This is a genomic window from Bifidobacterium magnum, assembly GCF_000741255.1.
GTDB lineage: Bacteria > Actinomycetota > Actinomycetes > Actinomycetales > Bifidobacteriaceae > Bifidobacterium > Bifidobacterium magnum.
This window is the reverse complement of record NZ_JGZB01000004.1, coordinates 1-14,425: the sequence shown is the minus strand read 5'-3', so window position 1 is coordinate 14,425 and position 14,425 is coordinate 1. Positions and strand designations below refer to the sequence as shown.

Genomic DNA, 14,425 nt, shown 5'->3' with positions numbered 1-14,425 from the left:
ATACGTTCTCATAAGCAAGCGTACCACACAAAGATGATTCTTGACATAGCTTACTGAAAACGTAATCATTACTTGAGTCTTTTCAGCCTGCGAATTTGTTCATTACGTCCGTCTCACTATATATTCGCTACAACGTTTTGGCTGGTGAAATCACCTAAGCGCCTATTTCATCGGGTACGGTGGAGACATGGCTGCAATTCGTGAACAAGACATGCCGGCAGGCGAGCAGGCGTTCTCGGCGTGGCGCGCCGCGGCGCTCGAAGAACGCGCCCGTCAAACCGATCCGTTACAAGTCAACCCGCGCCTCGACCGCCGCACCATGGCCATGGCCGTACGATTCTCGCTCTTTGTGCTGGAACGCAAGGCGCCCGGCCCAGGCGTGGAAGTGCGCGTCGCACCGTTCAGCGCCGTCAAAATTCTCGACGGCCCCGCCTCAGATCCGCACAATCTCACGCCGCCCGACGTCATCGAACTCGACCCGCCCGTCTGGTTGCGCCTGGCTACCGGCATCACCACATGGGACGAGGAACGCGAGGCCGGCCACATCAGTGCGGTAGGCGAGCGCGACAATCTTTCCGCCTTACTGCCGCTTTAATCATGCGCGTAGCACTGCACCATGCTTTGGCACAAATCGCTGGAAACCTGCGCCACAAAATCAATATGCGCATCGGTATTGTCATATAAATCTTGAGTTCGTCCAGATAAATAACGGGCGTGCCCGATCGTGGCCGGCACCCATATGGACACTTGATTTACATCTTGCGCCGTGCGCCGCAACAGGACCGGATAAGGATGGTCCGCTTTCCACTCGCGATCGGAGGCACGCATCCGGGCCGCCAAATCCTCTACAGACAGCGACGCCTGCGTGGCATTGTCATTTTGGGAACGAGCCATACTGTAATCGGTCCACGCCTTATATTCCCAAGCCGACGCAGCGAGCAGCACCACTACATATATCCCTGCTACCAGCGCACTTATGTACAGCAGTTTCCGTTTCATCCTGCGCTCGCCGCCGGTTTAATTGGCCGATTTTGCGGACTTGTCAGCCGCATCCGACTCGGTGTCGGCATTCTTTTTGGTGATCTGGATCGTCTCGATACGGCGGCCGTCGACTTTCGAAACGGTCATCGTATAGCCGTCTTCCGTAAGCTGGTCGCCAACTTCGCCCATCTTTCCCGTCTTCGCGAGGAAATAGCCGGCGATCGTCTCATACGGACCGTCTTCGAGCGTCACTCCCGTAAGATCGTCGAAATCTTCGATTGTCATGCCGCCGTCAACAGTCGCGACACCGTTCGTAAATATTTTTGGACGTTCCGTTTCTTCGGGCAGATCGTATTCGTCGCGAATATCGCCGATCAATTCCTCCGTAAGGTCCTCGAGCGTCACAATGCCGTCCGTACCGCCATATTCGTCAATCACGACGGCCAAGTGGATGCCGCGCTGACGCAACAGCGACAGGCTCGGCAACAGCTTGGACGTACCCGGCAACGAAATGCCCTCGCGTGTCACGTCGGCGACGGTTTTGGCGTCGGGATCGCGCACGTCCAGTAGGTCGCGCACATGCACAAAGCCGAGCACATCATCGAAATCCTTGCCCGTGACAGGGTAGCGCGAGTATGGCAGGTCGCGCACATGTTCCGCGGCCTCGGCCAGCGGCATCGCGCCTTCCAGGAACTCCACATCCGCACGCGGACGCATGACTTCGGCCACAATCGTTTCGGACGCGTCGAACACGTCGTCGAGAATCGTGCGCTCGTCTTTCGTAAGATTCGTATTCGAATTGACGAGCACGCGCAGCTCCTCGTCGGACACTTCACTTTCCGTTTCGTTCGGATCGAAGCCGAACAGACGCACCAAACCGTTGGTATTCTTGCCGATCAACCAAATAATCGGACGGCAGATCTTTGCGAACACATCAATGGCGGGCACCACGGCGCGCGCGATCTGCTCGTTGCGCTGCATGGCGATGCGCTTGGGCACCATTTCGGAAATTACAATGGAGCAGTACGAAACGACCAACGTGAGTACGATCGTCGTCAACGGCGGCGCCACGGACGCGGGCACGCCCCAATTTTCAATTACGGGCACCACATACGGCGAAATCGACGATTCACCGAACGATGCGGACAGGAAGCCGCACAACGTCACGCCGATTTGCACGGTCGACAGGAACGTGTTCGGATCACGCGCGATTTTGGCCACACGGGCGCCGCGCGTGTCCTCCTGCTCCATTTGGTCAATTTGCGACCCGCGCAACGATACGAGCGCGAGCTCCGTGCCGGCAAAAACCGCGCCGAGCAACAGAAATACGAAAATTAACAGAATGTTCAATCCGAGGGACATAGCATTACCTTACTCAGAAACTGAGTACTTCCACCGCTCCCGTCTTCAATACGTAGCGCGCGCCCACAATCATGAGCCGGTCGTTGGCGAGCGCCGCACGAATCACGTCACTGTCTGTAACAAGCGCCTCGATCGTGTGCGCAATATGCACCTGCTCGAAATCTTCCGCGCGCTCAAGTCCGGCCATGCGCGCCTGCCATACGGAATTGCCCGCGAATTTCAGGATCGGATTCGTGGCGGATTCGAGCTCTTCATCAACGTCGTCGAGCGGAACGCCGCTTTTCACTATGTCTTCCACACCTTCGGCCGCATATTTGAGCGCCTGGCAGTCCTCGTGTCCGAGCACGACAAGCAGTTTGGCGTCCGTACGGTCCACGGCGAATTCAAGCGACGCGATCGCGTCGGGACCGGCAATATTGCCGGCCGTGCGCACGGTATAAAGTTCGCCGAGCTGCGCGTCGAAAATGGTGTCCGGAGTGACACGGCCATCCGCGCACGCGAGCACGATCGCCTTCGGACGCGCATCTTGCGCACGCGTTTGCGTGTTCTTATGTTCCGCGGTCTCATTTTCCGCAGTTGCATTTTCTGAAGCGTCCGTGCGCTTCTGGAATCGGCGATTGCCGGCGAGCAGTGCACTCCAGACGCCACTTGCCGTACTCTCGTCGACTGTTACCGTATCGTCGTTGACTACTGATTCTTCTGTCATACCGCTCATATTAGCGAGAGAATATTGAGCGACGCGTACGCAACGTCATAATCCGCTAGTTGCGATTTACTGGCGGCTCTTACGTCGGTATTGGGTCGCCATCAAGTGGCTTTTGACCGTTAAAATCTGCAGTTTGCTACTTACCCGCGTAAAAATACGCAGTTAACGTCTTATCTGCACTTTTCGACCGTTAAAATTTGCGGTTTCCTCGTTAGTTGCGTAAAAATACGCGGATTATTCATAAACCTACGATTATTCACGTGAAAAAACTGCAAATAACGCCTTAGCCGCGCTTTTCATTCGCGTTCCGCGGCGTGTCTCGACTAAAAACCGCAACTAACTAGTAATCTGCAAAAATTCACGTGAAAAATCGTCGTCTAACTAGTAAATTGCAGATTTTCACGCACAAAAAGTGCGGATAAAGAAAAACCTGCGTATTTTTACGCAGGTAAGAAGTAAACCGCGGATTTTTACGCACAAAAAGTGCGGTTAAGACGTTAGCTGCAAATATTTACGATCAAAAACGCAACTAACTCGTTAACCGCAGATTTTTACGCGCACCTGATATTCAGAGAGAGCCCAAAGACTACCGCTCAGAGTCCTTCTTCAAATAGCCGCCCTTGTGGAAGAAGTATTCCTGGATCGGCACATGCGCGGTCAGCACGCAACCGTAACCGAGAATCGCGAGCAGGAACAGGCCCTGCGGCAGCAGGAACCAGCTGGCGATCACAATAAACGCGACCAAAATATCGATGCCCGCCATCGCGAGTGTGCCCCAGAAATACGTGACACCAAAAATATAAGCGTTCGAAATGGTCTTACCGATCGTATTTTCGAAACGTGCCTGCAGCGCGAACACCCATTCGAAACCGATGAACCAAACCACGGTCAGCGCGATTTTCGGAATCAGCAGTCCCGAAATCTGCAAAATGACCCACGAATACAGGCAGACGAATCCGGCGAGACCAAAGATGATCCAGATTACGGTCGCCTTGACAAAGTTCTCTTTAAACGCGCGGAAATACGCTTTCGTGAGGTGTCCCTCACTATTCATCAACTTGCGGATCGCCGTTTGGCCGGCCGCCAGCGACGCACCGATAGTGAAAATCGGCAGGCTCGTGATGGTCATCAGAATATTGATCCAGATTGCATCCGTCAGATTCGTCCATGCGTTCATGAACTTCGAGTCGGCATCAAGAAAATGCATGAGATTCCTTCATTTGATCATTCACGAGGCTTCCCGGTAATGTCCGGTTCGCGTCCTTCTGGTTATACAGTACCGACAGCGCCCGATGGCTGCACCAAGAGAAAAATATGAAAAGGCGGACGATCCGTAGACCGCCCGCCTTTTCAGGAGGAGATGGGAGAAAGATCAGCCCTTCACAGCGCCTGCCATGACACCCTTGACGATGTACTTCTGGCAGATCAGGTAGAAGATGATGATCGGCACGATGGCGAGCACGAGGCAGGCCATCATGGCGCCCATATCGATGGAGCCGTAGCCACCCTTGAGGTACTGAATAGCGACGGAAATCGTCTTGTACTTATTCAGATCCAAGGTCAGGTATGGCAGGAGGTAGTCGTTCCAGATCCACATGGCCTGCAGAATGGCCACGGAGATGATGGACGGACGCATGACCGGCACCACGATCTGGAAGAAGACACGCGGGACGGAAGCGCCATCGATCATGGCGGACTCTTCCATGGACTCCGGAATGCCCTTGACCACACCCGTGAAGATGAACACGGCCAGGCCGGCACCGAAGCCAAGGTAGATGAAGCACAGGCCCCATGGGGTGTTCAGTCCGAGGCGATCAGCGAGCCAGGACAGCGTGAACATCAGCATCTGGAACGGGACGATCATGTTGAACAGGAACAGCATATACAGTGCCTTGGCAACCCAGTTGTTCACACGAACGATCCACCATGCGCACATCGAGGTGCACACGAGAATCAGGATGACCGAGCCGACGGTGACCAGTAGCGTCCAACCGAAGCTGGCGAAGAAGTCGGTGGTTTCCACGCCGCGAACGTAGTTGTCGAAGCCCACGAACGAGTCGCCCGCTGGGAACGAGAACGTGGAAAGGCTGATTTCCGACTTCGACTTGAACGAGTTGAGGATGACCAGGAAGATTGGGTAAACCCATGCCAGCGACAGGACCGAGAAGAATACGGTCCACAATACTCCGTGCTTTGGCTTATCGGTATTCATCAGGCTGCCACCTCCTTAGACGTAGTGAGCTTGTTCTGCAGCAAAGCGACCACAGCGACAAGAATGAAGAACAGCACAGCCTTGGCCTGGCCAACGCCTTCCTGTCCGGAAACACCGTAGAACGTGTTCGTAATGTTCAGTGCAAGACCTTCAGACATCTTCATCGGGTTGCCTGCGGTAAGTGCGAGGTTCTGATCATAGAGCTTGAAGCCGTTGGTGACCGTAAGGAACGAGCACACCGTGATGGACGGCATCATGAGCGGAATGATGATCTTGAACATGGTCTGGCGGCCATTGGCGCCATCCACCGAAGCAGCTTCGAGGACGTCGGTCGGCAGGGACTGCATACCGGCGATGTAGATGATCATCATGTAACCGATTTGCTGCCAGCAGACCAGGATGACCAAGCCCCAGAAGCCGTAGACCGCGCTATAGGTCAGCGTACGGCCCCAGTGCTGAAGCACACCGTTGAGCAGCAGCATCCAGATGTAGCCCAGGATGATGCCGCCGATGAGGTTCGGCATGAAGAAGACGGAACGGAAGATGTTCGAGCCGCGAATCGACTTCGTAAGCAAGTACGCCACGGCGAACGCGACGACGTTAATGATGATCGTGGTGACGATCGTCAACAGAGTAGAGAATCCCAATGCATGCAGGAACGTCTTGTCCTGGAATGCCTTGACGTAATTTGAGAAACCGACTGGTTTGGCATCGATTACGGTAGTGAACTTGCAGAAGCTCAGGTATACGCCGTAGATAAACGGAACAATGAATCCGATAATGAATGCCAAGAACGTCGGCAGCACAAACAGCGCCCACCAGCGGCGAACCGCCTTGCCGGCCATGCTGATCATATTTGCCCACTTTCCTTCAGATTCAATTGCCTTGTCACATCGCTGTGGGTGAAGGCAGAAATTGCTTCTTGATTTAGTGACGGTGCGACTTTTCTAATGAAATTCGATCGCGCCATTGCCAAATCATCTGTGATTTAGAGTAACAATTGTTGTATGAGATGTCAAACGTTTTCATTATCAGTTGTGATGGTTTAGTGTTGCACAGGATTGGGAATGTCTAATTAATGGCTATGATTGTTGAAATAAAGCCAATCTTGAAGGTTTATAATGATTATGCAAACGTTTGTGCAAACGATTGATCTACAAACGTTTGCAAAGATGCTGTGATAGTCTTGTACCTTACCATGAAATAGACAAAGGAGTCATCCCGTATGAACACGAGCATTCAAGACGTTGCGCGTGCGGCTCAAGTCTCCATTTCCACGGTTTCCCGTTCTTTTACGCGACCTGAGCTCGTATCCAAAGCTACTCGCGACAAGGTATTGAGAGTTGCCGACGAGCTGAATTTTTCTACGTCCCGTTCTGCTGCTGCCTTAAAAACCGGCCGATCCATGCGTATTGCGCTGCTGATCAGCGACCATATTCGCCGTTGGTTTAGCGCGTCAGTTATCGAAGGTCTGAACCAGGTGCTCGGCGCCGAGGGTTACGACATCTCGATTTTCCAAATTTCCAGCATCGAAGAGCGCAAAGAGTTCTTCGACATGATGCCTGTCCGCCGCAACGCCGACGCCGTCGTCGTGGTCTCGTTCGACATCGAGCATGACGAGATTAAGGAGCTCTCGAGTATCGAGGTCCCCGTGGTGGGCATCAATTCGGTACTTCCGGAAGAACGCGGCTTCACGGCGGCCGTCAATATTGACGATGCGCAAGGCTCCCGTCTGGCCGCGCGCCATCTGATCAATCTTGGCCACCGCAATATCGCGTACGTCAGGCGCACTCGCGACGTTTCGCTGCACTTCTCCGTGCAGGAGCGTTACGACGAGTTCATGGCCTGCTGCAAGGAATCGAACATTGAACCGCACGTTATTGTGACGGGCGATCATGAGGATCAAATTGAACGCGCCGTTACGGAAATCATGAGCATGCCGGAGCTGCCGACCGCAATCGCCTGCCAGGAAGACAGCATTGCCATTCCGCTGATGTTCCAGCTCATTCGCAACGGTTTCTCCATTTCTAGAGACATTTCGATTATCGGATACGACAACACCGCTTTCGCACAGTACCTGGGATTGACGACGATCTCGCAGTCCCCGGTGGATATGGCCGAACGCGCCGCCCATATGACGCTCGACTTGATTCACGGCAAGGAACCGGATCCGCTATTTGTCAAGGAGCCCGCCCGACTTATCATCCGTTCGAGTACCGGTCCTGTTCGCAAATAGTTGGCAAGTAGTGCACAGATAGTCCACTAGTGGTCTGCCAATAGAAGACGGCTGCAAATAGAAGGCAGCGCTTGCTCTGCTGTTCTGATATAAGCGCCCGCAAACGGTCCGTAAATAAGAAGTATGCCCGCATCTTTGTGATGCGGGCTTTTTATATGCTTTATATGTTGTATTGCGGCCTACTGTGCGTAAAAAACTGCAGTTAACGTCTTATCCGCGCTTTCCAACCGTTAAAATCTGCAGTTTCCTCATTAGTTGCGTAAAAATACGCAGATTACCCGTTATCCGCAGTTTTCAACCGTTAATATTCGCAGTTTGCTGTTTAACCGCGTAAAAATACGCGGATTACCCGTTAACTGCAGTTTTCTTGCGTGAATATTTGCGGTTTGCTTCTTAAGTGCGTAAATATACGCGAATTATTCATAAACCTACGATTATTCACGTGAAAATCTGCAAATAACGCCTTAACCGCGACTTTCATTCGCGTTCCGCGGCGTGTCTCGACTAAAAACCGCGATTAACGAGCGAACCGCAAAAATTCACGTGAAAAATCATCGTCTAACTAGTAAATTGCAGATTTTTACGCACAAAAAGTGCGGTTTAGATATAAACCGCGTATTTTCACGCAACAAAAGGGCGCTTACAACAAAAAGACCGCCACCTAAGTGACGGTCTTTTCAAATTATCTACTCAGATGCGAGCTAGATCTTCAGATCACTCGTGAGCAGCCTTGTACTGGATGGCCCAGTTGTTGACGTACATGTCCACAACCTGGTTCCAGTCGCCGGTGCCCTGAGCGTAAGCCAGCATAGCCTGGCCCAGATCGTTCTTGTAGGTCTCGGACGGCATCATGGAGAAGTCCCAAGCAACCTGGGTCTTGCCAGCCTGCAGATTGGCGTCAGCGGCCTGGACCAGCGGGTTCTCAGACTTCACGTCGTTGAAGGACTTGAACGGGGTACGGAAGCCCATGTTCTGGGAGATTGCTTCCTTGCCCTTGTCGGAGGTGAAGACCCACTTCAGGAACTCTTCAGAAGCCTTCTTGTCGGCGTCAGAAGCCTTGTCGTTGATGCACAGGTAGTTCTCGGAACCGGTGGCGAGGCCTTCGTTCGCATCGTCAACGCCGATGTAGATCGGCATCATGCCCAGCGAGTCAGCCTTCATGCCGGCCTTCTCGAGGTCGGACCAAGCCCAAGTACCGTTCTGGTAGAACACAGCCTTGCCCTGTGCGAACTCTGCGGTCGCGTCATCACCGGTCTTGGCGCTCAGCTGAGTGCGGTCGGTGGTGGAGTCCGTGATGTACAGGTCGAAGATGTTCTTGAAGTTCTTCGTGTACATGTCCTTGATGCTGGACGGTTCAGAAGTGATGTTGTCCTTCTTGAACTGGTAGTACAGCGGGATGTTGGCCAGGTGGGTCTTGAAACGCCAATCGGAAGAAGAATCGAAGCCGGCGGAGGTGAATGCGCCTTCCACGCCGAGTTCGGCCTTCTTGGCCTGAATGTCGTCGGAGACTTCCTTCAGCTTGTCGAAGCTGTTGATTTCGTCAATGCTCTTGACCTTGGCGCCCGGAGTTGCGATGTACTTGTTCAGCAAGTCCTTGTTGTAGATGATGCCGTAGGACTCGATCACGTACGGAACACCGGCGATCTTGTCGCCATCCTTGAGGGCCATGGACTGATCGTTCAGGTCCTTGTAGATTTCGGTGTTGGACATGTCGGCGGCGTAATCCTTCCAGGAGGCGAGGCCTACCGGGCCGTTCACCTGGAAGATGGTTGGCGGGTTGCTCTTGGCGAGCTCAGACTTCAGCTGAGTCTCGTAAGTGCCCGAAGCTGCGGACTGGACCTGGACGTTGACACCAGTTTCCTTGGTGTATTCCTTGGCCAGGGCGGTCCACTGGTCAGCGACTTCCGGCTTGAAGTTCAGGAAGTACACGCTTCCCTTGCCATTGTCGGAAGATCCCGAGTTGGAACCGCAAGCGGCCAGAGTCGTGACCGACATTGCAGCGACAGCAACGAGACCCATAGCGGTCTTAAACGTACGATTCATCGTCGAACCTTTCTTAACAATCTGCGTCTGTAAAGACGTATGCACTTTCGCAAAAGTGCATCAAGAAGCTTTCCTTAGAACTTCTTTAGGTACATTATGCGCGTTCTAAGAATATTTTGCAAACGTGTTCAGTACTTCGTCAAACTTTCATCACAATTAGCTGAACAAACTCTGCAAAATTGGCTGAAAATAGCGGAATTTGCATAATGGAACCCCAGATGCAAACGTTGCTATTCTCTGATTGCAAAAGTTGATCATCTCCCCCCTAAAACTTAATGATGCGAACGCTTTTCCCCTGCGACACGCTCATTCATTCTATCTTGCGGATTTGCACTACGACTTGCACAAAGGGCGATTCTTTCTGTCTGCGTAACAAGCTTTACATATGCCCGCGCTTCCCATATGGACTCGAATAGTCGTCTCATATGGATCCGAATAGTCGTCCGCTGCCGGACGCCCATTCCGTCTACTATGGAATCACCCCATAATTCAATCAACGCCTTACAATCTTGCGTTTATTACCTGAATACCGAGCAATCAATCCTGTATACCGAGTAATACAGAGCATGGCTATCAGAAAACGTGTGCAGAACGTTCTGCACAACGTTGCAATGCTTTAAGGGAGAGGCAATGACAGCAAACAACCTACGTACCGACTGGTGGAAGCAAGCCGTGGTGTACCAAGTGTATCCGCGCAGCTTCAAGGACATGAATGGCGACGGCCTCGGAGATATCACGGGCATCACAAGCCGTATTCCGTATTTGAAGGATCTGGGCGTGGACGCGATCTGGATGTCGCCGTTCTATCCGTCGGAGCTGGCCGACGGCGGCTACGACGTCATCGATTACCGTGACATTGATCCGCGCTTGGGAACATTGGAAGATTTTGACAATCTGATCGCCGCCGCGCACCATGCCGGCATCAAGATCATCGTCGACATTGTACCGAACCATACGTCGAACAAGCATCGCTGGTTCGTGGAGGCGCTTAACAGCGCGCCCGGTTCCCCCGCCCGCGAGCGCTACATTTTCCGCGAAGGCCGCGGCGACCACGGCGAACTTCCGCCAAACGACTGGCAGGCCATGTTCGGCGGTTCCGCATGGGAGCGCGTGGAGGACGGCCAGTGGTACCTGCATCTGTTCACGAAGGAACAGCCGGATTTGAACTGGAAGAACCCGGAAGTTCATGAAGAGTTCAATACTACTTTGCGATTCTGGTCCGACCGTGGTGTCGACGGCTTCCGTATTGACGTGGCGCACGGCCTCGCCAAGGATCTCGATTCCGTACCGCTTGAAGATATGGATCCGGCAGGCGTGCAGCACGCGGAGAATCCTGACGGGACAAATCCGTTGTGGGACCGTCCAGAAGTGCATGAAATCTACCGCGAGTGGAACGAAATTTTCCAGCAGTACGATCCGCCGCGCTTTGCCGTCGGCGAGGCCTGGGTCATTCCCGAGCATCAGCATCTGTATGCGCGCGAGGACGAGCTCGGCCAGGTGTTCAATTTCGAGTTCGCCAAGTCCGAATGGTTCGCGTGCGCCTTCCGCAAGGCCATTACCGAGGGTCTGGCGAGCGCCGAGGATTCCGACTCCACGACCACGTGGGTGATGAGCAATCACGATATCCCACGTCACGCGAGCCGTTACGGCCTGCCGCAGGTGCCGCAAATCGCGCCGGGACTGTATCACGTGCTGGCCAACGACTGGCTGCTGCGCAATGGCGATACGTATGTGGAGGACCGTCAGCTGGGTGCGCGCCGTGCCCGCGCCGCGATCATGATGGAGCTCGGCTTGCCCGGTTCCGTGTATGTGTATCAGGGCGAGGAACTCGGCCTGCCGGAAGTCGCGAATATTCCGTGGGATCATTTGGAGGATCCGACAGCGTTCAATACGTTCCATAGCGCGTCTTCCAAAGGTCGCGACGGCTGCCGTGTGCCGATGCCCTGGAGTGCCGCGGACCAACCGCAGCCGGCCGAATGGGACGAGCGCTTCGGTACGGGAGCGTCGTTCGGATTCAGTGATCCGGCCGCGGACGGCTCGCGCAAGGATCCGCATCTGCCGCAACCATTGTGGATGAGCGAATATTGCGCCGACGTTGAGGACGCTGACCTCAAGTCGATGCTCAATTTGTACCGTCGCGCCATCATATACCGCCAGTCTCTACTGACGAGCACGGGAGACACGTCGCTTCAGTGGTATCCGGCCAACTATTTCGATCCGGAGACGACTGTCGCGTATATTCGTCCGCTTGACGACATCAATGGGGACAAGTTCGCGAGTATCACCAATTTCGGTGCCGCTCCCGTCTCGCTTCCCAATGGCGAGATTCTGCTGAAATCGTGCGATTTTGACGGATATATGCTGCCGCAGGACGCTACGGTCTGGATGCGGATCTGACTATTATTCCGTCCGCTCGCCATTAGAGTGATTTTCTATACAAGGCACCTCACGTGACTTAGTATGAACATCATGAGTAAGAACATTAATGGGGGCTGCTGCGGAACGTGCGGGCCAGGAGGCTTCGCACATGTCCGCAACAGCCGACCGTGTGGTCGCGTCCATGAACAAAGTGGACAAGAAAGTCGCCGACCTTACGCGCCAGCGCACATCGGATCCGGAAACGGCTTCCGACAAGATTATTGGCATGGCCACTCCCGCACTGTCTGGAATGATTGCGGGCAAAGTGTTCCAGCTCATCTGGGACGCCGTTACCGCGAAAATCCATCCGTCCCCGAAAGATGACGCTGAAGACAAGCAGCGCGGCATTGTGGCCAGCATGATTTTCGCCGCATTCTCCGCGGCGTTCACCACGCTGATCACGACCATCGCCACGCGCGGCACCAATAAATTCATCGCGCACCGCATTATCAAGCGAGAAAAGAAGTAAACCGTATGACTGAAGTGATCCATAACAGTACCGTTGATACTCTGTTGAACCGCACCTCGATCCGCCGGTTCAAGCCGGACATGCCGACCGAAGCGGAAATCAATACGCTGGAACTCGTGGCGCAGCACGCCGCATCAAGCCAGTATTTGAACGATTGGTCGGCCATTCGTGTAGTGGATACGGTATTGCAGCAGAAGATCGCTGAAATCTGTCACCAGCCATACGTCGCTTCCGCTCCCCTGCTCTATATTTTCGTGCTCGACGAATACCGCAACGCACAGATCGCCAAGCGCAACGGTGTGGACGTCTACTCTGACGAATTCACGTTGCGTAACAGCTATCGTTTTAGCCAGGCCCAGAACGACGCCGTGCTCGCGTTGCACGCCATGGAAACGGCCGGCGAGTCGATGGGGATCGGCAGCGTGATTCTTGGCTCCATCCATAACGATATGGATGAAATGATCAAGCTGCTGCACCTGCCGGAATACACGTATCCTGTGCTGGGACTTGCGCTCGGCTATCCGGACCAGTCCCCGGCGATCAAGCCGCGCATGCCGCGTGAAGTTCAATTCTTTGAGGACGGCTAGATGGACGATCCTGAACTCATGATGCGTCTTATGGCTGATTTCGACGAAGAGGTGCACACCTATTACGATCTGCGCGACCCGAACCGCCCCGTAGAGACGTTCAGCAAGCAGATCACGGCCAAGGCTGTCGCCCGCGACGTGTTGGGCAAGGGCTTCAACCATGCCCGTTCGCAAGGCTTTGAGCTGGATAAGTAAAGCGGTCGCCTACTTTTGATGAACCGTCACAATAGGCTTTCCATTGTTAGCCTTTTGTGACGGTTTACTATTTTTTCAAACAACTAGCGATATACTCATATACATTGATTTATATCGGATGGCGAGCAGAGTGGCTCGCCTATCGAAAGATGTGGCTCGAATAGAAGGGAGCACGGCGTATGCCTGCACATCAACAACCATGGGGACGGCTGGTACTGTTACGTCACGGTCAAACAGTGTGGAGCGAATCCGGTCAATATACCGGACGCACCGATATTCCGCTGACTCAAATAGGTCAAGAGCAGGCAAGTGAAGCCGGCAAAAAGTTGCAAGCCATGTTCCCCAACGGATTCGCTCCGGAGGATGTGTACGCGAGCTCTCGCATTCGAGCGCAAAAGACGGCGGAATTGGCCGGTTTTGAACGTTATCACGTGACCGACCATATCGTTGAATGGGATTATGGCCGTGCGGAAGGCCGTACGCGCCAACAGATCGCCGAAGCCACGGGTGCGCCTTGGGATGTATGGCGCGATGGTCCGCAGGCGATTCACGAGTCGCTGGGCGGCACACGTACGGAACATCTGCCCGACGGCCAGTCCATTGTGGTCGTGAATGGTCCCGGCGAGACGGTGGATGAAGCCGCCGCCCGCACGCGTCAGATTATTGAAGAAGTGCGGCCGCGCCTCGAGGCGGGTCACGATGTGCTGTTGGTGGCACACGCCCATATTCTGCGTATTCTTACGACGCAATGGCTTGAGGTGACGCCGCTGTTTGCCCGCAATCTGCGCTTGGATACGGCGCATATCTGCGTATTGGGCATGTATAAGGGAGATCCCGTTATCGAGCAGTGGAACGTGTAAATCGACTTCTGCGTTCTTATTCTGTACTGCTTGTTCTTCTGCATTTTGAGACGTGAACCGCGGCGTGTCTGTCTCATTTTGCAGAAGAGGATAAGGATCCGGGGCTTTTGGGCTCGTTTCGCTATCTTCTTCCGCGTTTTGAGACGCGGGCCCCGGCGTGCCCGTCCCGGAACGCGGAAGCGCGCGCGGAAACGCGGCAACAGCCCGCATATACGAGAAGAGCCCTTTCCCCGCAAGGGGAAAGGGCTCTCAACTTGAAGAATGAATGCGGCGGCGTGTTACTCTCCCACACCCTACCGGGTGCAGTACCATCACCGTGCCAGGCCTTAGCTACCGGGTTCGGAAAGGGACCGGGC

At 54.0% G+C, this 14,425-nt stretch carries 12 protein-coding genes, 1 rRNA gene and 1 pseudogene; 6 read left to right on the top strand and 8 right to left on the bottom strand.

Annotated elements, in window-relative coordinates:
* The first annotated feature begins 187 nt into the window (after nucleotides 1-187).
* Nucleotides 188-595: a sterol carrier family protein gene (locus BMAGN_RS03680; RefSeq protein ID WP_022860198.1), complete on the top strand. Its 408-nt coding sequence runs from the start codon at nucleotides 188-190 to the stop codon at nucleotides 593-595.
* Here BMAGN_RS03680 and BMAGN_RS03675 read toward each other — a convergent pair.
* The 6 genes from BMAGN_RS03675 to BMAGN_RS03650 form a co-directional block, all read right to left on the bottom strand.
* Nucleotides 592-999 (bottom strand): hypothetical protein, encoded by a 408-nt coding sequence (locus tag BMAGN_RS03675; RefSeq protein ID WP_022860197.1) that lies wholly within the window; start codon nucleotides 997-999, stop codon nucleotides 592-594. The two genes, BMAGN_RS03680 and BMAGN_RS03675, sit on opposite strands and share 4 nt — an antisense overlap.
* 18 nt (nucleotides 1,000-1,017) lie before the next feature.
* Entirely contained in the window at nucleotides 1,018-2,343 is a 1,326-nt protein-coding gene (locus tag BMAGN_RS03670) for a hemolysin family protein (protein ID WP_022860196.1), read from the bottom strand.
* A 13-nt stretch (nucleotides 2,344-2,356) separates the two neighbouring features.
* Nucleotides 2,357-3,049 carry a carbonic anhydrase gene (locus BMAGN_RS03665; protein WP_022860195.1) on the bottom strand — a complete coding sequence of 231 codons (693 nt, stop codon included), beginning with the start codon at nucleotides 3,047-3,049 and terminating at the stop codon, nucleotides 2,357-2,359.
* Nucleotides 3,050-3,635: 586 nt separating this feature from the next.
* The gene (locus tag BMAGN_RS03660; RefSeq protein ID WP_022860441.1) at nucleotides 3,636-4,256 is read right to left on the bottom strand and encodes a DUF624 domain-containing protein; all 621 of its coding nucleotides are present in this window, start codon (nucleotides 4,254-4,256) and stop codon (nucleotides 3,636-3,638) included.
* 165 nt (nucleotides 4,257-4,421) lie between these two features.
* Entirely contained in the window at nucleotides 4,422-5,261 is an 840-nt protein-coding gene (locus BMAGN_RS03655) for a carbohydrate ABC transporter permease (protein WP_022860440.1), read from the bottom strand.
* Entirely contained in the window at nucleotides 5,261-6,115 is an 855-nt protein-coding gene (locus tag BMAGN_RS03650) for a carbohydrate ABC transporter permease (RefSeq protein ID WP_022860439.1), read from the bottom strand. The genes BMAGN_RS03655 and BMAGN_RS03650 overlap by 1 nt, the downstream gene beginning before the upstream one ends.
* 371 nt (nucleotides 6,116-6,486) lie before the next feature.
* Between BMAGN_RS03650 and BMAGN_RS03645 the strand changes: the two genes are divergently transcribed.
* Complete coding sequence (locus tag BMAGN_RS03645; protein WP_022860438.1) at nucleotides 6,487-7,497, top strand: LacI family DNA-binding transcriptional regulator; 1,011 nt, start codon at nucleotides 6,487-6,489, stop codon at nucleotides 7,495-7,497.
* Nucleotides 7,498-8,211: 714 nt separating this feature from the next.
* Here BMAGN_RS03645 and BMAGN_RS03640 read toward each other — a convergent pair.
* On the bottom strand, nucleotides 8,212-9,561 hold the full coding sequence (locus BMAGN_RS03640; protein ID WP_026502158.1) for an ABC transporter substrate-binding protein: 1,350 nt from the start codon (nucleotides 9,559-9,561) through the stop codon (nucleotides 8,212-8,214).
* A gap of 609 nt (nucleotides 9,562-10,170) precedes the next feature.
* On the opposite strand from BMAGN_RS03640, the gene BMAGN_RS03635 reads away from it, so the two are divergent.
* From BMAGN_RS03635 to BMAGN_RS03620, 4 genes and pseudogenes are all read left to right on the top strand, one after another.
* Entirely contained in the window at nucleotides 10,171-11,937 is a 1,767-nt protein-coding gene (locus BMAGN_RS03635; protein ID WP_022860436.1) for a glycoside hydrolase family 13 protein, read from the top strand.
* Nucleotides 11,938-12,025: 88 nt separating this feature from the next.
* Nucleotides 12,026-12,427 (top strand): DUF4235 domain-containing protein, encoded by a 402-nt coding sequence (locus BMAGN_RS03630; RefSeq protein WP_034250339.1) that lies wholly within the window; start codon nucleotides 12,026-12,028, stop codon nucleotides 12,425-12,427.
* 5 nt (nucleotides 12,428-12,432) lie between these two features.
* Nucleotides 12,433-13,209 (top strand): annotated as a pseudogene (locus tag BMAGN_RS03625) (nitroreductase family protein).
* Nucleotides 13,210-13,388: 179 nt separating this feature from the next.
* Nucleotides 13,389-14,069, top strand: coding sequence for a histidine phosphatase family protein (locus BMAGN_RS03620; RefSeq protein ID WP_026502156.1), 681 nt, complete (start codon nucleotides 13,389-13,391; stop codon nucleotides 14,067-14,069).
* A gap of 265 nt (nucleotides 14,070-14,334) precedes the next feature.
* Here the strand turns inward: BMAGN_RS03620 and rrf are convergent.
* Nucleotides 14,335-14,425: ribosomal RNA gene (gene rrf / locus BMAGN_RS08805) — 5S ribosomal RNA — on the bottom strand; the annotation flags it as partial.